The organism is Stenotrophomonas sp. YJH_SMC_82 (genome assembly GCF_059368875.1).
This window is the reverse complement of record NZ_JCAFSE010000001.1, coordinates 1,242,020-1,262,290: the sequence shown is the minus strand read 5'-3', so window position 1 is coordinate 1,262,290 and position 20,271 is coordinate 1,242,020. Positions and strand designations below refer to the sequence as shown.

16 protein-coding genes and 1 tRNA gene are annotated in these 20,271 nt (G+C 68.2%); 5 read left to right on the top strand and 12 right to left on the bottom strand.

The window, feature by feature from the left end; all coding sequences use genetic code 11:
• Positions 1-34: 34 nt before the first annotated feature.
• Positions 35-406 (bottom strand): DUF4870 domain-containing protein, encoded by a 372-nt coding sequence (locus AC5P53_RS05600; protein WP_014647933.1) that lies wholly within the window; start codon positions 404-406, stop codon positions 35-37.
• A gap of 87 nt (positions 407-493) precedes the next feature.
• Positions 494-1,861 (bottom strand): metalloprotease PmbA, encoded by a 1,368-nt coding sequence (gene pmbA, locus AC5P53_RS05595; protein ID WP_241887550.1) that lies wholly within the window; start codon positions 1,859-1,861, stop codon positions 494-496.
• Positions 1,862-1,929: 68 nt separating this feature from the next.
• Between pmbA and yjgA the strand changes: the two genes are divergently transcribed.
• On the top strand, positions 1,930-2,517 hold the full coding sequence (gene yjgA / locus AC5P53_RS05590) for a ribosome biogenesis factor YjgA (RefSeq protein WP_014647935.1): 588 nt from the start codon (positions 1,930-1,932) through the stop codon (positions 2,515-2,517).
• A gap of 41 nt (positions 2,518-2,558) precedes the next feature.
• Here the strand turns inward: yjgA and tldD are convergent, their stop codons facing one another.
• Genes tldD through AC5P53_RS05570 form a run of 4 tightly spaced genes read right to left on the bottom strand, consistent with a single transcriptional unit; the run spans position 2,559 to position 10,039 of the window.
• Entirely contained in the window at positions 2,559-4,004 is a 1,446-nt protein-coding gene (gene tldD, locus AC5P53_RS05585) for a metalloprotease TldD (protein WP_014647936.1), read from the bottom strand.
• Positions 4,005-4,062: 58 nt separating this feature from the next.
• On the bottom strand, positions 4,063-7,920 hold the full coding sequence (locus AC5P53_RS05580) for a YhdP family protein (protein WP_241887551.1): 3,858 nt from the start codon (positions 7,918-7,920) through the stop codon (positions 4,063-4,065).
• A 30-nt stretch (positions 7,921-7,950) separates the two neighbouring features.
• Positions 7,951-9,438, bottom strand: a complete 1,488-nt coding sequence (gene rng / locus AC5P53_RS05575) for a ribonuclease G (RefSeq protein ID WP_005418079.1) — start codon at positions 9,436-9,438, stop codon at positions 7,951-7,953.
• The gene (locus AC5P53_RS05570; protein WP_032961948.1) at positions 9,431-10,039 is read right to left on the bottom strand and encodes a Maf family nucleotide pyrophosphatase; all 609 of its coding nucleotides are present in this window, start codon (positions 10,037-10,039) and stop codon (positions 9,431-9,433) included. Before AC5P53_RS05570 ends, rng begins: the two co-directional genes overlap by 8 nt.
• A gap of 129 nt (positions 10,040-10,168) precedes the next feature.
• Here AC5P53_RS05570 and AC5P53_RS05565 point away from each other — a divergent pair, with 129 nt between their 5' ends.
• From AC5P53_RS05565 to AC5P53_RS05550, 4 genes are all read left to right on the top strand, one after another.
• The gene (locus AC5P53_RS05565; RefSeq protein ID WP_049442355.1) at positions 10,169-10,906 is read left to right on the top strand and encodes an SIMPL domain-containing protein; all 738 of its coding nucleotides are present in this window, start codon (positions 10,169-10,171) and stop codon (positions 10,904-10,906) included.
• Positions 10,907-11,125: 219 nt separating this feature from the next.
• Positions 11,126-11,776, top strand: coding sequence for an energy transducer TonB (locus tag AC5P53_RS05560; protein WP_014647940.1), 651 nt, complete (start codon positions 11,126-11,128; stop codon positions 11,774-11,776).
• A gap of 197 nt (positions 11,777-11,973) precedes the next feature.
• Positions 11,974-14,769, top strand: coding sequence for a TonB-dependent receptor (locus AC5P53_RS05555; protein ID WP_495227164.1), 2,796 nt, complete (start codon positions 11,974-11,976; stop codon positions 14,767-14,769).
• A gap of 167 nt (positions 14,770-14,936) precedes the next feature.
• Positions 14,937-16,358, top strand: coding sequence for a basic amino acid/polyamine antiporter (locus AC5P53_RS05550; protein ID WP_241887552.1), 1,422 nt, complete (start codon positions 14,937-14,939; stop codon positions 16,356-16,358).
• 49 nt (positions 16,359-16,407) lie between these two features.
• Here the strand turns inward: AC5P53_RS05550 and AC5P53_RS05545 are convergent, their stop codons facing one another.
• From AC5P53_RS05545 to holA, 6 genes are all read right to left on the bottom strand, one after another.
• Positions 16,408-17,373: an alpha/beta hydrolase gene (locus AC5P53_RS05545; RefSeq protein ID WP_169412456.1), complete on the bottom strand. Its 966-nt coding sequence runs from the start codon at positions 17,371-17,373 to the stop codon at positions 16,408-16,410.
• A gap of 77 nt (positions 17,374-17,450) precedes the next feature.
• A tRNA-Asn gene (locus tag AC5P53_RS05540) sits at positions 17,451-17,527 on the bottom strand.
• A 22-nt stretch (positions 17,528-17,549) separates the two neighbouring features.
• Entirely contained in the window at positions 17,550-18,020 is a 471-nt protein-coding gene (rlmH, locus tag AC5P53_RS05535; protein WP_005418108.1) for a 23S rRNA (pseudouridine(1915)-N(3))-methyltransferase RlmH, read from the bottom strand.
• A gap of 65 nt (positions 18,021-18,085) precedes the next feature.
• On the bottom strand, positions 18,086-18,496 hold the full coding sequence (gene rsfS, locus AC5P53_RS05530; RefSeq protein ID WP_005418109.1) for a ribosome silencing factor: 411 nt from the start codon (positions 18,494-18,496) through the stop codon (positions 18,086-18,088).
• A gap of 58 nt (positions 18,497-18,554) precedes the next feature.
• A complete protein-coding gene (gene nadD, locus AC5P53_RS05525; protein ID WP_014647945.1) occupies positions 18,555-19,220 on the bottom strand; it encodes a nicotinate-nucleotide adenylyltransferase in 666 nt (221 codons plus the stop codon).
• A gap of 3 nt (positions 19,221-19,223) precedes the next feature.
• Positions 19,224-20,261: a DNA polymerase III subunit delta gene (gene holA, locus AC5P53_RS05520; RefSeq protein WP_032961944.1), complete on the bottom strand. Its 1,038-nt coding sequence runs from the start codon at positions 20,259-20,261 to the stop codon at positions 19,224-19,226.
• Positions 20,262-20,271 lie beyond the last annotated feature (10 nt).

Genomic DNA, 20,271 nt, shown 5'->3' with positions numbered 1-20,271 from the left:
TGCCGGGCGTTCCTGTTTGCGCATGCGGCCGGTATTACTTGATCAGGCGCAGCGTGAACGGGTAGCGATAGGCTTCGCCGTTGTTGGCCTTGACTGCGGCAATGATGCAGAACACCAGGTTGATGATGCCCACGATCGGCGCCAGGATGCCGCCGATGATCACCACCATCAGGATGATGCTGATGACCATGGCGATGGTCACGGTGATCTGGAAGTTCAGCGCTTCCTTGGCCTGGTCGGTCACGAAGGCCTTGCTGGCGTCATCCTTGTTGATCAGCCAGATGATCAGGGCGCCGATGAACCAGGTGAAGATGCCCAGCAGGTGCGCAGCCAGCGCCATGGTGCGCTGGTCGGCCGGGGCATCGGTGGTTGCCGGCGGCGGCGGGACGTTATCGAATTCGCTCACGACAAAACTCCTTTTCATTGGGTGGTCTTGACCCACCAGCACCAAGCTGGTTGCGTCAGGCGCGCATAGCTTACGTCATCAATGCCATCAATCATTACCGGCGACGGTCATCCGCCCCAGCAGGATCGAACCGGTCCGGATGTGCGAGCGCGGGTCGACGTCGCTGCCGACCGCCTCGATGCTGCTGAACATCTCGCGCAGGTTGCCGGCGATGGTGACGCCGTCCACCGGGTACTGGATCTCGCCGTTCTCGACACGGAAGCCGCCCGCGCCTCGTGAGTAATCGCCGGTCACCCCGTTCACGCCCTGCCCCATCAGCTCGGTCACCAGCAGGCCGTCACCCATCTGCCGGGCGATCTCTTCCAGCGAGCCGGCATTGGCCGCCAGCTGCAGGTTGTGCACGCCGCCAGCATTGGCGGTGGTCTGCAGGCCCAGCTTGCGCGCCGAATAGCTGCCCAGCACGTAGCGCTGCAGTACGCCGTCACGGACCAGCGCCGAACTACGGGTGGCCACGCCGTCGCCGTCGAAGGCGGCCGAGCGCAGGCCACGGCGCAGGTGCGGCAGCTCGTCGATCTGCATCCACTCCGGGAACAGGCGTTGGCCGACGCTGTCCAGCAGGAAGCTGGCCTGGCGGTACAAGGCGCCGCCGGACACCGCCGACAGCAGGTGGCCGACCAGGCTGCGCGCCACTTCCGGGGCGAACAGCACCGGCATGCTGCCAGTAGCCAGTGAACGCGGCTGCAGGCGGGCCACGGTGCGCTCGGCGGCACGACGGCCGACCCGGCCCACGTCTTCCAGGTCCTCCCGGGCAAGCGCGCTGGTGTACCAGCCATCGCGCTGCATGCCATCGCCCTGCCCGGCGATCAGCGCGCAGCCGACCGAATGGTGGGTGCCGCGCTCACGACCAAAGAAACCATGCGAATTGGCATACACCGACAGGCTCTGCATGCTCGACACCGATGCGCCGTCGGAATTGCGGATCTGCGCGTCGGCCTCGCGACCGGCCGCCTCGCAGGCCAGGGCCAGGTCCACCGCCTCATCGGCCTGCAGCGCCCACGGGTGCCAACCGTCCAGCTCCGGGAAGTCGGTGGCCATCAGTGCGGCCTCGGCCAGGCCGGCAGCCGGGTCATCCTCGGTATGCCGGGCAATCGCGCAGGCCTGCTCGACCGTAGCGGCCAGGCTGGCCTCGTTCAGGTCACCGGTGCTGGCACTGCCCTTGCGCTGGCCGAAATAGACGGTCACGGCGATGCCGCGGTCACGCGTGGACTGCACGGTCTCGACCTCGCCGAGGCGGACATTGACCTCCAATCCGCGGTCCTCGCTGCAACTGACCTCGGCCTGGCTGGCGCCCAGCGCGCGGGCGCGGTCGAGCAGCTGCTGGGAGAGGTCGGCCAGCCGTTCCAGCCGGGCCGGGCTGTCGTCGCCGACGGCCACTTCAGGGGCGATCACGTTCAATGCTTTATCCTGTACAGGTTGGGCCCGGCATCACGCCGGGCGACTTTTTTTGAGATCAGGTAGGGACGATGCGCGGACGCGACGAAGAAACCGGTGAATTCCACGACAAGAGCCGCAGCCAGAACCGGCGCGACGCGCTCGACGTCCTGGCCCTGGGCGAGAAGCTGGTGTCGTTGACCCCGGCCCAGCTGGCGCGCCTGCCGATCCCGGAAGACCTGCTGCCGCATATCGCCGAGTGCAAGCGCATCACCGCCCACATCGCCCACAAGCGCCAGCTGGCGTTCCTGGCCAAGCACATGCGCCGCGAGGACGAGGCAACGCTGGACGCGATCCGCGATGCGCTGGACGCCAACAGCGAGACTGGCCGCCGCGAAGTGGCGATGATGCACCGCGTGGAAGACTGGCGCGACCGCCTGTTGGCCGACGGTGACAAGGCGCTGGCCGCCCTGCTTGACGACTACCCGCAGGCCGACCGCCAGCAGCTGCGCACCCTGGTACGCAACGCGCAGGCCGAAAAGGCGAAGAACAAGCCGCCGCGCGCCTACCGCGAGATCTTCCAGGTGCTGCGTACGCTGATGCTGCCGGCGGCGCTGGGCTTGAAGACGGCGGGCGACGAACACGCCGGCGATCCGGTCGACGAGGCCGACGAGGACTGAGTCCGCGCCGGCCCGGGCGGTGGCCGCGGCCATCGCCACGCTCAGGCCTGCGTACCGCCGACGGTGATGCCCTCGATCAACAGCGAGGGCTGGCCGACACCCACGGGCACACTCTGCCCGTCCTTGCCGCAGATGCCCACGCCCTCGTCCAGGGCCAGATCGTTGCCGACCATGCGCACCTTCTGCATGGTCTCCGGGCCGTTGCCGATCAGGGTCGCGCCCTTCACCGGGGTGGTAATGCGGCCATCCTCGATCAGGTAGGCCTCGGTGGCCGAGAACACGTACTTGCCGCTGGTGATGTCGACCTGGCCACCGCCGAAGTTCACCGCGTACAGGCCCTTCTTCACCGAACGGATCATCTCCTGCGGGTCGTGCTCGCCGGCGCGCATGTAGGTGTTGGTCATGCGTGGCATGGTCAGGTGCGCGAACGATTCGCGGCGCCCGTTGCCGGTCGGGGCCATGCCCATCAGCCGCGCGTTGAGGCTGTCCTGCATGTAGCCGACCAGGATGCCGTCCTCGATCAGCGGGGTGCACTGGCTCGGGTGGCCTTCGTCGTCGATGTTCAACGAACCGCGGCGACCGTCGAGGGTGCCGTCGTCGACGATGGTCACCCCCGGTGCGGCGACGCGCTCGCCGATGCGGCCGGCGTAGACGCTGGTGCCCTTGCGGTTGAAGTCGCCTTCCAGGCCGTGGCCGACCGCTTCGTGCAGCAACACGCCCGGCCAACCCGGGCCGAGCACCACCGGCATCATGCCGGCCGGCGCCGGCACCGCGTCCAGGTTCACCAGCGCCTGGCGCAGCGCTTCCTGGGCCAGGGCTTCGGGGCGGCCGCTGGCGAACAGCGCTTCGTAGCCATAACGGCCACCACCACCGGCGTAGCCGGACTCGCGACGGCCGTTGTGTTCGACGATGACCTGCACGTTCAGGCGTACCAGCGGGCGCACGTCGGCCGCCAGCACGCCGTCGCTGCGGGCGATCAGCACCGTATCGACGCCGCCGGACAGGCTCACCATCACCTGCTTCACGCGCGGGTCGGCGGCACGCAGGTAGCCATCCAGGCGCTTGAGCACCTCGACCTTGGCCTCGTTGCCGATGCCGTCGATCGGGTCCAGCGCCGGGTACAGCGCGCGCGCATTGCCGCGCAGCAGCGAACGTCCGGTCTGCGCACCGCCCTCGCGCGAGATCGCGCGCGCCGACTGCGCCGCCGCCAGCAGCGCATCGGCATGGATGTCATCGGAGTAGGCGAAGCCGGTCTTCTCGCCGGAAATCGCCCGCACGCCCACGCCCTGCTCGATGGAATGGGCGCCGTCCTTGACGATGCCGTCTTCCACGCTCCAGCTCTCGCGGCGGGCGTGCTGGAAATAAAGGTCGCCGAAGTCGACACCAGGGCCGAGCAGCTGCCCGAAGGTGCGCTCCAGGCCGGCGGTATCCAGGCCGCCGGGGCGCAGCAGGCGGTCTTGGGCAAGCGTCAGGGCGATATCAGTCATGGTTTCGATCTGGGGGTGCGGGGGCGCTCAGGCAAGCCCCGTGAACAGGAAGCCGTGCTCAGCGCGAGCGCGGCAGGTCGGTGACGGTCGGCGGAATGGCCGGTGCAGGTGCCGGCACGGGCGGTGATGGGGTCTTGTCGCGGCTGCGCTCGATCACTTCCACCTTCGGCTCCTTCCATGGACCGGTCACCTTGTAGGTACGGGCGCCAATCTCGCCCAGCGGCTTGGACAATACCGCATTGGTGGCCGCGCCCAGCGCCGCCCCCACCGGGCCGCCGGCCACCGCACCGACCACGGTCAGCAGGTTGCCCGCGCGCGGGTTGACGTCGATGGTCTGGTCGAACTGCTGGTTGCGCAGGTCGGCCTGGCCACGGATGGTGATGTTGGCCGCCGGGCCTTCGATCAGCACCTTGTCGGTGCGCGCCATGCCCTGACCGAACTGCATGCTGCCCTCGATCTGGTTGAACGCGAAGCCCTTGGAGAAGAAGTCGCGGAAATCGAACATCAGCCGCCGCGGCAGCTGCGCGACGCTGAGCAGGCCCAGCACGCGGCCGGCGCCCGGCTCCAGCTCCAGCAGCTGGCCATTGCGCGCATGCAGGTCGAGGCTGCCCTGCAGGTTGCCCAGCTGGAAGTCCGACGGCCCCCCGCTCCAGGCCGCCTGCAGCTGCGCCTGGCCGGAACCGCCGCGCAGCTGGCCGCCGTAATCAAGGTTCTGCATCAGCCCGCCCAGGTCCTCGCTGCGCACCTGCGCGGTCAGTTCGGTACGGGCGCCGCCCGTACGGCCGAGCCAGCGGCCGGTGATGTCGATTTCCTGGTCCGGCGCGCGGAAGCGCAACGCGTCCACGTTCAGGCCGTTGGCCAGTGGGCGCGTGCGCAGCACCGCCTGGCCCAGCACCACCTTGCCGAACTTCAGGTCGGCGATGTCCAGCGCGAACGGCGGCAGCGTGGCCGGGTCCATGTCATTGGCACCGGCCTGTACCCGCGCCGGCGCGGCGGCCGCACCCGGTGCCGCCGGCAGTGACTGCCAGTGCACCCGGTCAAGCTGGCCGCTGATGGTGCCGCCGTCGGCGTTGGGTACGGTCAGGCGGCCGGCCAGCGACGGCCCGTCCAGGCGCACGTCCAGTGCCTGCGGGCCCGGGTGCAGCTGCAGCCGGGTCTGCTCGAAGACTCCGCCGATCAGCTTGAGCTGGCCGACCTGCACGTCGACCGCGCGCAGCGGCATCGCGTCGTCGTCACTCCCACCGCGCGCCAGGCTGATCCACTCCAGCGCATCCAGGGTCGGGCTGCGGCCATTGACCGTCAGTCCGCTCGCCGGCGGCTCGCGGTCGACATGGTCGCTGCCCAGCGTGACCTGCACACCGGTCTGGTTGTTGTGGCTGCGCGCGGCCAGGGCCAGGCGCTGGCCGAACGCCACATCGATGCGGCCGGCGCCCATCGGCAGCTGCGCGGCCACCGTGGTCGCCAGCGGCTCGGCGGCCGGCTTGTCCAGCGGCGCCGGCAGGTCGAGCCGGGTGCCGACCAGGTCCGAACTCAGTCGCAGCTCGCTCGGCGGCGCAGGCGCGCCGGGCGCCACCTTGGGCAGGTTGACGCCGATGGTCCAGGCCGAATTGCCGTTGATGTAAGGCTTGAGCCAGGCCATCTCCGGAGCACGGTCGATCAGCACGCTGGCATCGAGGCGGGCGGTCAGCTGCGACTCGAAGGCGCGCGTGCTGTCATGCACGTAACCTCCGGCACGCAGGCTCAGCCGTCCTTCCTGGCCGAGGTGGCGCACCGCCAGGTCCTCGGCGCCGAAACCGCCATTGCTGTAGCGCGCCTGCCCGTGCATGTTGTCAAAGGTCAGCTGGAAGCGCTTGTCGACCAGCTTCACGCCGGCCAGATCGACCGTGCCCTGCAGGTGGCCCTCGCCCTCGTCCTGATGCAGCGGCTGCAGCAGATCGAAGGTCACATGGGCCGGACCACTGGCGACCAGATTGTCCAGCGTATCGCCGTAATCCTTGTGCAACGGGCTCTGGCGCAGCATCGCCAGCAGCTTGCCGGCCTCGCTCGGCGCGTCGGCACGTACGTACAACGGCTGGTGCCCGAAGTCCGGAATGCCCGCTTCGAATTTCTGTACCGCCACGCCGGCAAGATCACCCCGTCCACGCATGTCGAAGCCAGGGCCGATGAAGGCGATGTCGGCGTCGACCTGGCTCATCAGCGGCCAGTCGTGCTGGAAGCGGATGTCGCCATTGGTGATGTGGCCGGTGGCCTCGAAGCGGCCATCATTGTTGTCGAACGGCCAGTCGTCCAGGTCACCGGTGACCAGGCCGACGCCATTGCGCACCTGGCCGCCAGCCAGCGCCATGTCCAGCCAGTCGGTGGCGCCCTTGCTCATCTTGGAGTGGATCCAGAAGCGCTTGGCCGCCGTCATCGGCACGTCGTCCAGCTTCGCGGCCAGCTGCAGCCACGGCCGCGTGCCGTCGCCCTGGAACCAGACCCCGCCGCGCACGTCGGCCGCGTAGTCGGTGCCTTCCACACGCATCGCCGGCGTCCCGATCCGCCAACCACCGCCCTCGTCGCGCCAGCCCACGATCTGTCCGGCCAGGTGCAGGTCATGGCGCACGCCGAAGCCGGTCGGCCAATCGAACTGCAGCTGCCGTTGCGGTTGCAGCTGCAGGCTGAAGCCGTCGGCGTCGCCTTCAAAGCGCCCGCCCAGGCCGCGCAGGCCGGGCGAGTTGCCCACGCTGGCGAAACCCAGCGACTGCAGTTCACCCTGCGCCCACAGGGGGCCATCGCGTTCGCCCGACAGCTGCAAGGCGCGCACGTCCAGCTGCGGCCTGGACAGGAACAGCCAGCGACGCAGGCCCGGCTCAAGGCGATCACTCAGGGCCAGCGCACGCAGTGCGATGCCGGCCTGCACTTCACCGGAACGGACCTGCAGCTGTTTGCCGACCTGCAGCTGCAGGCCATCGAGGCGCTGCTCGCCGTCTTCATTCTTCAGCCGCAGCTGCGGTACCTGCAGCGCCCAGCCCTCGGCCTGGCGCTGCCAGCGCAGGCGGGCCTGCAGTCGCTGCAGCTGCAGCTGCGGCGCCGCCATGCCGGGTATCGGTGCGCCATCGATACGCACGTCGCGCAGGTCCGAATCCGTGGTCAGCGCCACCGGCGCGAAATCGCGCAGGGTCAACCACAGGTTCAACTCGCCCTTGCCCTCGCGCAGGCGCACGCCGCCAGCCGCCAGCAAGGGCGCCCAGGCGTGGAAATCGACCGGGTCGGCGCCCAGCCAGGCCTCGCCGTTGCCGCGCGCACGGTCCACGTCCAGCACCGCGGTCAGCGGCAGCGCTTCGGGCTGCGCCCAGGCGCGTACGCCCACGCGCAGGCGATCGCCATTGACCCGCATGCGCAGGTCGATGCGCGGCAGCGTGGTGTCGATGCCCAACGTCGGCGCGTGCACGCCCAGGCGCCCTCCGATCACCTGCAGCTCGCCCAGCCGGCGCAACGCATCCAGCGGATCGCCGCCGTTGTCCGATTGCGGCAGCCCGCGCACCGTCCAGCGTCCGTCCTCGCCCTGCTGCAGATCCAGCGCCAGGCCACGCAGGCGCAGCTCGGTCAGCGAGCGCCCGGGCAGCAGCCCGCTGTACATCGATACCAGCACCTCGGCCTCGCCGATCGCCAGGCCCTGCCCGGCGCCGATGCGCAGGCCTTTCAGCTGCAGCAGCGGGCCACGACGGGTCCAGGCGGTCTGCAGCTGGTCGAAACGCACCGGCTGGCCGGCACGCTCGCTCAGCCAGGCGGCGATCCTGTCAGGATGACGCTCGGCCAGCGGCAGCAGCTGGCTGAGCGTGCCCACCAGCAGTGCAAGCCCGACCAGGCCCACCGCACAGGCGGCAATGAAATGACGGCGGATCCTTCGCAGTCGCAGGCGCGGCGGCGCGCTCATCGGCCACCGCCGGCCTGCAGCCGGCGAGGATCAGAGCAGAACGACATCGAATTGCTCCTGCAGGTACTGCTCGTCCGCCTGGAAGCGGATGCTCTTGCCGAGGAACTCTTCCAGCTCGGCCACCGCCGAGGATTCCTCATCGGTAATTCGCGCGACCACCTTGGTCGAGGCGATCACCAGCAGGCGCGCAGCATCGAACTGGCGCACGGCACGGGTGATCTCGCGGAAGATCTCATAGGTCACCGTCTCGGTGGTCTTGATGCTGCCGCGGCCGCTGCACTGCGGGCAGGTCTCCGACAGCTGGCGCTCCAGGCTTTCCACCGTACGCTTGCGGGTCATCTCCACCAGGCCCAGCGGCGAGAAATCATAGACCGTGGTCTTGGCATGGTCGCGGGCCAGCGCCTTTTCCAGCGTGCGCAGCACCTGGCGACGATGCTCCGCATCATCCATGTCGATGAAGTCGATGATGATGATGCCGCCCAGGTTGCGCAGCCGCAGCTGCCGCGCCACCGCCTGCGCCGCTTCCAGGTTGGTGCGGAACACCGTTTCTTCCAGGTTGCGCTGGCCGAGGAACGAGCCGGTGTTGACGTCGATGGTGGTCATCGCCTCGGTCTGGTCGATCACCAGGTAGCCACCGGATTTCAGCGGCACCTGCTTGTCCAGCGCGCGGCCGATCTCGTCCTCCACGCCGAACATGTCGAAGATCGGGCGGTCACCGGAGTACAGCTCCAGCTTCTCGGCCAGCACCGGCATGTACTTGGCGACGAAGGCCTGCAGTTGGCCGAAGGTCTCCTTCGAGTCCACCTTCACCTTGTCCACGTCCTTGCGGATCAGGTCGCGCACCGACCGCAGCGGCAGGCTCAGGTCTTCATAGATGATGCTGCACGACGGCGCTTCGCGGCCGCGGCGCTCGACCACGTTCCACACGCGCGACAGGTAGGCGATGTCCTCGGCGATGGCCTCGGCCGGCTGGCCTTCGGCGTTGGTGCGCACGATGTAGCCGTAGCCGCCGTGCTGCGCCGACAACTCGGTCACCAGCGCCTTCAGGCGGGCGCGCTCGGTTTCATCCTCGATGCGCGCGGACACCCCCACCACCTTGGACTGCGGCAGCAGCACCATGTAGCGCGAGGGAATGCTGATCTGCGTGGTCAGGCGTGCACCCTTGGTGCCGATCGGGTCCTTCACCACCTGCACCACGATGTCCTGGCCGTCACGCAGCAGCTCGACGATCGGCACGCTGGCCGGCGGCGGCAGGGTCGTGTTCTCGGTGTCGGCACTGGCCACCGGGGCCGGGCGCACCACGTCGTTGGCGTGCAGGAACGCGGCGCGCTCCAGGCCGACCTCGACGAACGCGGCCTGCATGCCGGGCATGACCCGCTGCACCTTGCCCTTGTAGATGTTGCCGACCACACCCCGGCGCCAGCCGCGCTCGATGTGCAGTTCCTGCAGCATGCCGTTCTCGATCACCGCGACCCGGGTTTCGCGGGGGGTCACATTGACCAGGATTTCCTCAGACATCGGCAGCCTCCCTGGCGGCATCGGCAGTGGGGGCCGGCACGCCACAGCGCGCCAGCAGACGATCGGTATGCAGCAATGGCAGCCCCATGACGCCGGAGTAGCTGCCGGAAAGATGTTCGATCCAGCGCTCGGCCCCGCCCTGGATGGCGTAGGCCCCGGCCTTGTCCAACGGCTCGCCGGTGGCGACATAGGCGGCGATGTCGGCGGCGGCGATCGGGGCGAAGGTCACTTCGGAAATGACCAGTTCGCTGTCCAGCCCGTCGGCGCCGACCACCACCACCGCAGTCATCACCTGGTGGGTGCGCCCGGCCAGGCGCGCCAGCATCGCGCGCGCGCCGGCGGCGTCGGCCGGCTTGCCGAACACTTCACCGTCCAGCACCACCTCGGTGTCCGAGCCGAGCACCCGCGCCTGCGGGTCTTCGGCCAGCACCCGGGCCAGCCCGGCGCGCGCCTTGTCGGCGGCGACCCGGCACACATACTGTTCGGCACTCTCGGTCGCGGCGCGCTGCTCGACGACCTCCAGGTCCAGGGCCTGGAAGGGGCGTCCGAGTCGGGCCAGCAACTGGTTGCGTCGGGGGGAGCGGGAAGCAAGATAGAGCATCGGCACAGCATAACCTGAGCCCGTCACCTGAATCGTCGGCAACCCGTTACGGAACGCGTACAACCCCTTACAGGCTCACAGCGCGTTCATCGCTACGACACCACCCTCACCGCACAACAAGGAGATCCCATGCGCCTGACCGCCACCCCGCTGCTGCTCGCCCTGTCCCTCGCCCTTGGAACCTCGATGACTGCCCATGCTGCTCCGTCGTCGCCGTCGATCGCCGCCGCGGCCGAAGGCACCCTGCTGAACATTTCGGCCAACGCCGAGGCCACCCGCGTGCCGGACGTCGCCACCCTGTCGGCCGGCGTGGTCACCCAGGCCGCCGACGGCAACAGCGCCATGCGCCAGAACGCCCAGCAGATGGACAAGGTGCTGGCCGCGATCAAGGCCGCCGGCATCGCCGAGCGCGACGTGCAGACCAGCGGCGTCAGCCTCAACCCGCAGTACCGCTATGCCGACAACGAGGCGCCGAAGATCACCGGCTACCAGGCCAGCAACACGGTCAGCCTGAAGGTCCGTGACATCGCCAAGCTCGGCAAGGTGCTCGATGCGCTGGCCGCTCAGGGCGCCAACCAGATCAACGGCCCCAGCTTCGAGATCGACCAGCCGGAACCGGTCTATGACGAAGCCCGCCTGGCCGCGCTGAAGAAGGCCCAGGCCCGCGCCCAGACCTATGCCAAGTCGCTGGGCCTGCAGGTGCGCCGCATCGTCAGCATCTCCGAGAACAGCAGCGGCGGTTTCCGCCCGATGCAGATGATGCGCACCATGGCGGCCGGTGCGGCGATGGACAAGGCCACCCCGGTCGCACCGGGCGAATCGACCGTCTCGGTCAACCTGGACGTGGTGTTCGAACTGGGCCGCTGATCGCGTCCGCCGCGGTCGACGACACAGGCGGGTCCCGCAGGGGGCCCGCCTTTTTCGTGCCCTCCGCCGACACTGGCTGAAGGCCAGCCCAACGATCATGCCCCTGCCTCTAGGCAGTAGCCGTCGTGCCGCGCTACTGATGGACTGCCAGCCGCGTGCGGCAACCCCGCCACGGGCCCTGGTGCGTTGAGGACTTCGTCACTGGCATGGAGGTGGATCATGGTTCGTACGTACCCCGTTGCATCCCTGCATTTCGACCCCGCCCGGGTGGCCGCCTGGAGCGCGGCGATCGCCCTGCACCTGCTGGCCTTCCTGTTGCTGCTCATCCCTGCGACCTACCAGGCCGTGCAGGTCCCGCGTGAAAAGACGCCGGTCCGGCTGATCGAGAAGATCCCGCCACCGCCAACGCCGCCGGTTCCGGTCCCGCCCAAGGAGATCGTCCAGGTGGTGCCGAAACCGCGAACGCAGCCGGTGGTACCGCCACTGCCGGCGCCCACCGCGACCGTGGAGGAGACCCAGGGCATCGCGCTGCCGGCCGCCGAACCGGCTCCGCCGCAGCTGGCGCCCAGCATCGACACGTCCACCCCTCTGGCCGGCGCCCAGCTGCAGTACCGCAGCGCCCCGCCGCCGACCTACCCCATCCAGTCCCTGCGCAACCACGAACAGGGAACAGTGCTGTTGCGGGTGGAAGTGGACAGCCATGGCCAACCGGTCGCGGTCAGCGTCGAGCGCAGCAGCGGCTCGCGCAACCTGGACCAGGCCGCCCGCCAGCAGGTGCTCCGGCACTGGCGCTTCGAGCCTGCCCAGCGTGACGGCGTGGCAGTTCCGGCCATCGGCCTGGTACCGGTACAGTTCTCGCTGCCCGACTGAGCCCCACCACCGGCCCGGCCTCGCGCCGGGCCGGTCCCTGCCGCTGCCCGGGAAATGCGGACAGGCCAGGGACCAAGCGTTACCGATTAAGCAAAATTTCACGACTTCGTCACCTGCAGGAAACCTAGATTGGCGCGTCCCGGTATCGATCCGGCGACAGCCCTCAACGCTACGGTTTTCCAGTTAGGAGAGAAGCTGTGAAACACCCGATCCAACGGCCCGCCAGCCGCCGCCGCAGCACCCTGGCATCGTCCATCACCCACATCCTCACCGGCGGCGCCCTGCTGCTGGCCGGCGCCGTCGCTTCCTCCTCCGCCTTCGCGCAGGAAAAGGCCACCAACCTCGACCGCATCACGGTCACCGGCTCCAACATCCCGCGCACCAACACCGAGACACCGTCGCCGGTGCAGGTGGTGACCCGCCAGGAAATCGACCGCACCGGCAAGACCTCGCTGGCCGAGTACCTGCAGACCATCACCGCCGATGGCGCCGGCTCGATTCCCAAGACCTTCGGCAACGGTTTCGCCGGCGGTGGTGCCGGCATTTCGCTGCGCGGCCTGGGCGCCGGCTCGACGCTGGTACTGTTGAACGGCCGCCGCATGGCCACCTATGGCCTGGCCGATGACGGACAGAAGGTCTTCACCGACCTCAGCACCATTCCGCTCGATGCCGTCGAGCGCGTGGAAGTCCTGAAGGACGGCGCTTCGGCGATCTACGGCTCCGATGCCATCGCCGGCGTGGTCAACATCATCCTGCGCAGCGACTTCCAGGGCGCCATCCTGCGTGGCTCCTACGGCCTGTCCGGTGACAGCGATGGCGACGCCCGGAAGGCAACCCTGACCGCCGGTACCGGCGACCTGGCCACCGATGGCTGGAACGCCTTCTTCAGCCTGGACGTTGGCAAGACCGACGCGATCAAGATCAGCGACCGCAAGAACCGCAAGTGGATCGGTACCGGTGACACCCGCCCGTGGGGCTATGACAAGACCGCCCAGTTCCTCGGCGGTGCCTACACCCGTGGTGGCACCTCCGGCGGTTCCGGCCCGAACGGCTCCTACCTCGACGCCACCGGCCATCTGGTGCCGCTGCCGGGTTGCGCCGGCCTGACCACCATCGGTGGGCAGACCCCGGCCAGCATCGCCGCCGATGGCTGCCTGTGGGATCCGGCGCAGCAGTACCGCGACCTGATTCCGGAAGAGAAGTACGTCAACGTGTTCGGTCGCGCCAGCTTCGCCTTCGGTGAAGGCGGCGAGATCTACACCGAGATCGGCTACTCGAAGAAGGAAACCATCTTCAGCAACACCCCGTCCGGCGTGTCGGGCGGCTGGGGCTATCCGGGCGGCCCGGTCAATGCCAACAGTGGCCCCGGTGCCACCGTGCTGGGCCCGAACCATCCCGACAACCCGACCCCGGGCACGGCGCGCCGCGTGCGTTACTCGGCCTGGGATGTCGGCCCGCGCGTGACCGACAACACCAATGAGTTCAACCGCTTCCTGGTCGGCATCAAGGGCAACTGGGGCGACTGGAGCTACGATACCGCCTACCTGCACTCGGGCACCGACCTGACCAACAAGCGCACCGGCTTCCTGCGCTACAGCGCCGTCCAGTGTGCACTGGGCAATGCCAACTGCGCCGGTGGCGTGTGGCGTATCGGTGATGATGCCGGCAAGAACTCGCAGGCGCTGTACGACTACATCTCGCCCACGATCAGCGCCCGCGCCAAGTCCAGCCTGGACATGTTCGACTTCACCGTCTCGCGCAGCCTGATGGACCTGAAGGGTGGTCCGCTGGGCCTGGCGATCGGTACCGAGTGGCGCAAGACCAGCAACAGCCTGACCCCGCAGACCTACACCGACCAGGGCGACATCATCGGCCTGGGCTACTCGGCCTATGACGGCACCCAGAACGTCTACGCCGGCTACGTCGAACTGTCGGCACCGGTGCTGGAACAGCTGGAACTGTCCGGCGCCCTGCGTTACGACAAGTACGAAAGCGGCGAAGGCAAGGCTACGCCGAAGCTGGGCGTGAAGTGGACCCCGGCCGACTGGATCGCCCTGCGCGCCAGCTACGCCGAAGGTTTCCGCGCGCCGAACCCGGCCGAGAACGGTGACGGTGGCCTGGCCGCCTTCTCCACTGCGGTCGACCCGGTGCGTTGCCAGATCAGCGGCGGCGCTGCCAGCGAATGTGGCGCCAATTCGGTGGCGATCATCACCAAGCCGAACAAGCTGCTGAAGCCGGAAGAGTCCAAGAGCTACTCGGTCGGCATCGTGCTGCAGCCGACTTCGACCACCTCGATGACCGTCGATGCCTGGCAGATCAAGCGTACCAACGAGATCGTTCAGGGCAGCACGGCGGCGGCGATCCTGGCCGGCAACGTGCTGCGCGACAGCAACAATCTCAATGGCGTGGCCAACAGCGGCACCATCCTGGCGGTCAACACCGGCTACGTGAATGCCAGCTCGTCGCGCGTGCGCGGTATCGATACCGATATCCGCCAGACCTTCGAGATCGGCCCGGGCCAGCTGGAGCTGGACCTGCAGTGGAGCCACATCCTGAAGTTCGAGCGCACCGAAGGCGGCGACACGGTTGATTACGTGGGTACCCACGGCAACTGCGACGTCACCAACTGCATCGGTACGCCGAAGGACAAGGTCAACTTCGGCACCACCTGGAAGCAGGGCCCGTGGAGCGTCAGCGGCATCGTCAACTACATCAGCAAGATGGACAACATCGACAGCCGTGGTGGCAGCTACCTGGCCTTCTACGCTGACGGTACGCCGGTGAAGAAGATCTCTTCGTTCACCACGATGGACCTGTCCGGTCGCTGGAGCATCAACGACTCGTTCGAACTCAACGCCTCGGTGGCCAACGTGTTCGACTGCATCGCCCCGCTCGATCCGACCACCTACGGCGCGGTGAACTACAACCCGATGCACTTCTCCGGTGCGCTGGGCCGTTACTACACCGTCGGCTTCAAGTACACGTTCAAGTAAGACCGGTTGCAGCGTCACCTTCGAAGGCCCGGGCCGTTGCCCGGGCCTTCGTCGTTTTCACGCGGGCCGGTTCCTGCAGGCTGGCGCTTGCCCGCTGGCTCTTGCGGACATGTTCACGAGGACATGGCTACCGTATGCTCGCGGCATCCGCGCCGCAGGGGATCTCCATGGCCGCGACATCGCAACGGCTGGGCCTGCCCGCGTTGACTGCACTGGTAGTCGGCTCGATGGTCGGCGCCGGCATCTTTTCACTGCCGCAGAACGTCGCGCGCAGCGCCGGCCCGGCCGCCGCCTTGATCGGCTGGGCGGTCAGTGGCGCCGGCATGCTGATGCTGGCCTTCGTGTTCCAGGCCCTGGCCAATCGTCGCCCCGACCTGGATACCGGCATCTACGCCTATGCGCGCGAAGGCTTCGGCAACTACATCGGCTTCTCCGCGGCGTGGGGCTACTGGGTGGCGTCGGTGCTCGGCAACGCCAGCTTCTTCGTACTGATCTTCAGTGGCCTCGGCCACTTCGTGCCGGTCTTCGGTGAAGGCAATACACCCGCCGCCGTAGCCGCTTCATCACTGCTGCTGTGGACCGTGCACCTGCTGGTGCTGCGCGGCCTGCGCACGGCCGCCATCGTCAACGGCCTGGTGACGGTGGCCAAGCTGCTGCCCATCGCGTTGTTCCTGATCCTGGCGGCGGGCGCGTTCCGCATGGACGTGTTCCGCGCCGATTTCCTCGGTACGCCCGCACTCGGCGACCTCGGCCAGCAGCTGCGCGGCATGATGCTGGTGACCGTGTGGGTGTTCATCGGCATCGAAGGGGCCAGCATCTATTCGCGACGTGCCGCGCGCCGTGCCGACGTCGGCCGTGCCACGGTGATCGGTTTCCTCGGGGTCTGGCTGCTGCTGGTACTGGTCAGCCTGCTGTCGATGGGCGTGCTGTCGCAGGCCGAACTGGCCGGGCTGCCCAATCCGTCGATGGCCTACGTGCTGCGCGCCATCGTCGGCGAATGGGGCGCGACGGTGATCATCATCGGTTCGATCGTCTCCGTACTCGGCGCATTGCTGGCCTGGGTGCTGCTGTGCGCCGAAGTGCTGTATGCCGCCGCCGGTGACGGCACCATGCCGGCCTTCCTCGGCCGCGAGAACGCGCGTGGCGTGCCGGCCAATGCACTGTGGTTGAGCAATGGCCTGATCCAGTTGTTCCTGCTGATGGTGCTGGTCAGTTCGGGCAGCTACACCGGGCTGGTGCTGCTCGCTGCGTCGATGAGCCTGGTGCCCTACTTCCTGTCCACCGCGTTCGGCGTGCAGCTGGCCTGGCGCGGGCAGGCCTACACCGGCGAACCAGGCGTGCGCTGGCGCGATTTCGGGGTCGCACTGCTGGCCAGCGCCTATGCGCTGTGGCTGGTGTATGCCGGCGGCCTGGACAACCTGCTGCTGTCGGTACTGCTGTACGTGCCCGGCGTGGTGTTGTTCGCTTTGACCCGGCGCCAGCGCGGCGAGCGGGTATTCACGCGCTTGGAGTGGGTACTGTTCGGCGCGATCCTGGCGGTGGCGATCGCCACGCTGGTGGCCTTCTGCAGAGGTGAGCTGGCACTGTAGAGCCGAGCCCACGCTCGGCTTCACACCGGCAGCGGAGCATGGCTCGGCTCTACAACTGGCGTTCCGCCAGCATGCCGATATCCTGCATCCAGCGCTCGGCCAGCTGCGGCCACGCCGCGACCGGTGCATCCTTCATGCGCAGCCCGAATGCGTGGCCGCCGCGTGCGAACAGGTGCATTTCCACCGGCGCGCCCGCGTCCGCCAGGGCACGGTAATAGGCCAGCGATTCACGCACGTCATCGGTGCGATCGTCGGTGGCCTGCGCGATGAACGTCGGCGGCACCTTGTCATCCACGGTGATGTCCCTGACCAGCGACAATCCCTTCCCGTGCCCTGCCCACAGGTGCCCGGAATACATCACCATCGCGAAATCGGGACGGCTGGGTTGCTCATCCGCAGCATCGACCGGCGCGTAGCTGCGCAGCGCGTGCGTGCTCAGCCCCGCCACCACGTGACCACCGGCGGAAAAGCCGATCGCCCCGATCCGCTTGGGATTGATTGACCAGCGCTCGGCCTGTGCGCGCAGCAGGCCCATTGCACGCTGTGCATCCTGCAGGGCCATCGGCACTTTCGGAATGTCGCGGCAGTTGCACTCGGGGTCCCAGTTCGGGCCAGAGGCTGGCACCCGGTACTTCAGCAATGCACAGGTGATGCCCTGTGCGGTCAGCCAGCCGCAGATCTCGCTGCCTTCCAGGTCCATCGCCAGCACCCGATAGCCTCCGCCAGGCACCACCATCACCGCGGTGCCGGTGGCCGGTCCCTTCGGTGGAAACACGGTGAGGGTCGGCGCAGCGACGTTCTGCAGCATCATCCAGTGTTCGCCACTGGCTTCGGAGATCACTTCGCTGACCTGCTCGGGCCCCTTCAACTTCGGCGGCGCGCTCACCGTGCCCTGCGGCCACAACGGAAGCTCGGTGGTGCCCTGTGGCGGATGCCAGGTGGAAGGCGCGGCCTTCGTTGTGGCGAACGGCACCATCGCCAGCAGCAGGAAGCTCGAGGACAGCAGCACGCGCATGATCGGCATCCATGGTTGCAGCAGCAGAGTGTAGCGACAAAAAAAAACCTGCATCTTGCGATGCAGGTTTCTCAAGGTGGCGCCCGAAGTTGGACTCGAACCAACGACCCCCTGATTAACAGTCAAGTGCTCTAACCGGCTGAGCTATTCGGGCAGACGACTAGTATAACCACTCTTCACGCGCGATGGTAGGGGTGATTGGCAATCATTGCGGCGGCCCGATACAGCTGCTCGGCCACCACCAGGCGCACCAGCATGTGCGGCAGCGTCAGCGGTCCGATCGACCACTTCTCATCGGCCAGCGCGGACACCTCCGGCGAATGCCCTTCCGGGCCACCAATCAGGAACGCCAGGTCGCGGCCCTGCCCGCGCCAATGCTCCAGGCGCTGTGCCAGCTGTTCGGAACTCAGCTGTCGTCCTGGCACATCCAGTGCCACCACATAGGCGTTCTTCGGCAGCGCGGCGATGACCCGCTTGCCTTCATCTTCAGTGGCGCGGCGCGGATCACGCCCCTTGCCGCGCAAGCCGGGCTCGATTTCCACCAGCTCGAACGGCAGCCAGTGCGACAGCCGCTTCTGGTACTCGGCGAAGCCCTGCGCGACCCAGCTGGGCGCGCGTTCACCGGTGGCGATCAGGCGGGCTTTCATCTACACGGTCCTCCAAAAGTCGACGGCGCCATCGGCGCCGTCGAAGGGATGCATCAACGTGCGGCTCAGGCCACTTCGTCGTCGCTGGACGGCGGCTGGTCGCCAACGGTCCACAGGCGCTCGAGGGCGTAGAACTCACGCACGCGCGGCAGCATCACGTGGACGATCACGTCGCCCAGATCGACCAGCACCCACTCGGCTTCGCGCTCGCCTTCAACACCCAGCGGCATCACGTCGATGTTCTTGGCGAAGCGCACGACTTCATCGGCGATCGACTTGACGTGGCGGGTCGAGGTGCCCGAAACGACGATCATGTAGTCGGCAACGCTGGACCGGCCGCGCACGTCGATCTCGACCAGGTCCTTGGCCTTCAGGTCTTCGGTGGCTTGGCGGACGCTGGCCAGCAGTTCCGGCACGGACGGCGGCGGGCTGGGCAGATCGACCTTGATGGTCTGGGGCTGGGTCTGGTTGCTCAAAGTGGATCGACTCGATAAACGTGGGGGCGATTATACGGGGATGGCACGGCGGCGCCATTCACGCTGTGGCCGGGCGGTACAGCCCGTGTGCAGCGACGTAGTCCGCGACAGCCGGCGGCAGCAGGGCGCGCCAGGGGCCACCGGCGGCGATCTGCGAGCGCACGGCGCTGGCCGATTCCTCGCGCAGCGGGTGGTGCAGGCGCAGGATGCGTCCGGCCGGGCTGGCGAACAGGGCCTGTTCGTTGTCGGCCCAGCGCCCCTGCAGGGCACGCCCCAGTTCACCGTCGATCGACGCCTGCAGCGGGCTGCCCGGCCGCTCGGCCACCACGAAGTGGGCCAGCCCGAACAGGGCCTCCCATTCGTGCCAGCCGGACAGGCCCAGCAGGCTGTCGGCGCCCACCAGCCAGGCCAGTGGCCGGCTTGGGCCCAGCTCGCCACGCAGCTCGCGCAGGGTATCGACGGTGTAGGACGGACGACCGGGATAGCGCGTGGCACGGTCCAGTTCACGACGATCCAGCAGCAGGCCCGGTTCGTCGCCGATGGCCAGCGACAACATGGTGCAGCGCTGCTCGGCGGTAGCGCCGGGCACCGCACGGTGCGGCGGATCGCCTGCCGGCAACATGCGCACGGCCACCTGCAGTTCGTCCCGGGCGGCTCGCGCGATTGCCAGATGCCCCAGGTGCACCGGATCGAAGGTGCCCCCGTAATAGATCCGCAGGCTCATCGCTCAGGCCCGCGCCAGCAGGCGCACGGCACGCGGTTCGGCCACGGCCACCAGCAGGCGCTCCAGCGCCAGCCAGGCATCGCCGTCGGCCCGCCCCTTGGCGATGCGGTCGACCAGCCCGGCTTCGGCCACGAAGCGTTCCCAGCGCTTGCCTTCCGGGTGCCGCTGCAGCGCGCGCTTGTAGGGCGCCTGCCGTGATTCCCAGATGCCACGCGATTTCATTTCGGCGGCCAGGTTGCCGCCACGGGCCTGCACACGGGCCAGGCCGGCACCGGCCAGCAGTTCACGGATCACGATCGGCATCAGTGCGGCCACCGCTTCGCCTTCGCCGCGCAGGCCAGCCAGCATGCGCAGCACGGCCGGCGGCTGGCCGGAGAACGTCGCCTCCACCAGCCGGAACACGTCGTAGCGGGCAGCGTCAGCCACCAGCGATTCCATCCGCTCCACATCCAGCGGCTGGCCATCGGCCAACAGCGCCAGCTTGTCGATTTCCTGGGCGGCGGCCAGCAGGTTGCCCTCCACCCGCTCGGCCAGGCGCTGCACGGCGGCCGGGTCGGCACGCAAGCCCTTGCCGCGCAGGCGGCGCTCGATCCAGTCCGGCAGTTCGTGCGGCTTGATCGCCCAGGCCACCGACAGCACGCCGATGCGGCTGACCGCCTCGGCCCACTTGCCCTGATGGGCCTTGCTCCATTCATTGGCGGTGATCATCAGCACCACGTCCGGCGCCGGATTGGCGCAGAACTGGCTGATCACTTCGGCGCCGTCCTTGCCGGGCTTGCCGCTGGGCAGGCGCACCTCGACCAGGCGGCGGGCGCTGAACAGGCTGGGCGCATTGAAGCTGGCGTCGAGCTGGTTCCAGTCGAAATCCCGCCCGTCGGCGTCGAACACTTCGCGTTCGCCGATGCCGGAAGCGCGCGCGCGCGCGCGGACGGCATCTGCCGCCTCCAGCACGCGCAGGGTTTCCGGGCCTGCGATCAGGTACACCGGCGCCAACGGGGTGTCAGCGCCCTGGCTGGCCAGCTGCTCCGGACGCAGTTCCATCGTCGCTGCC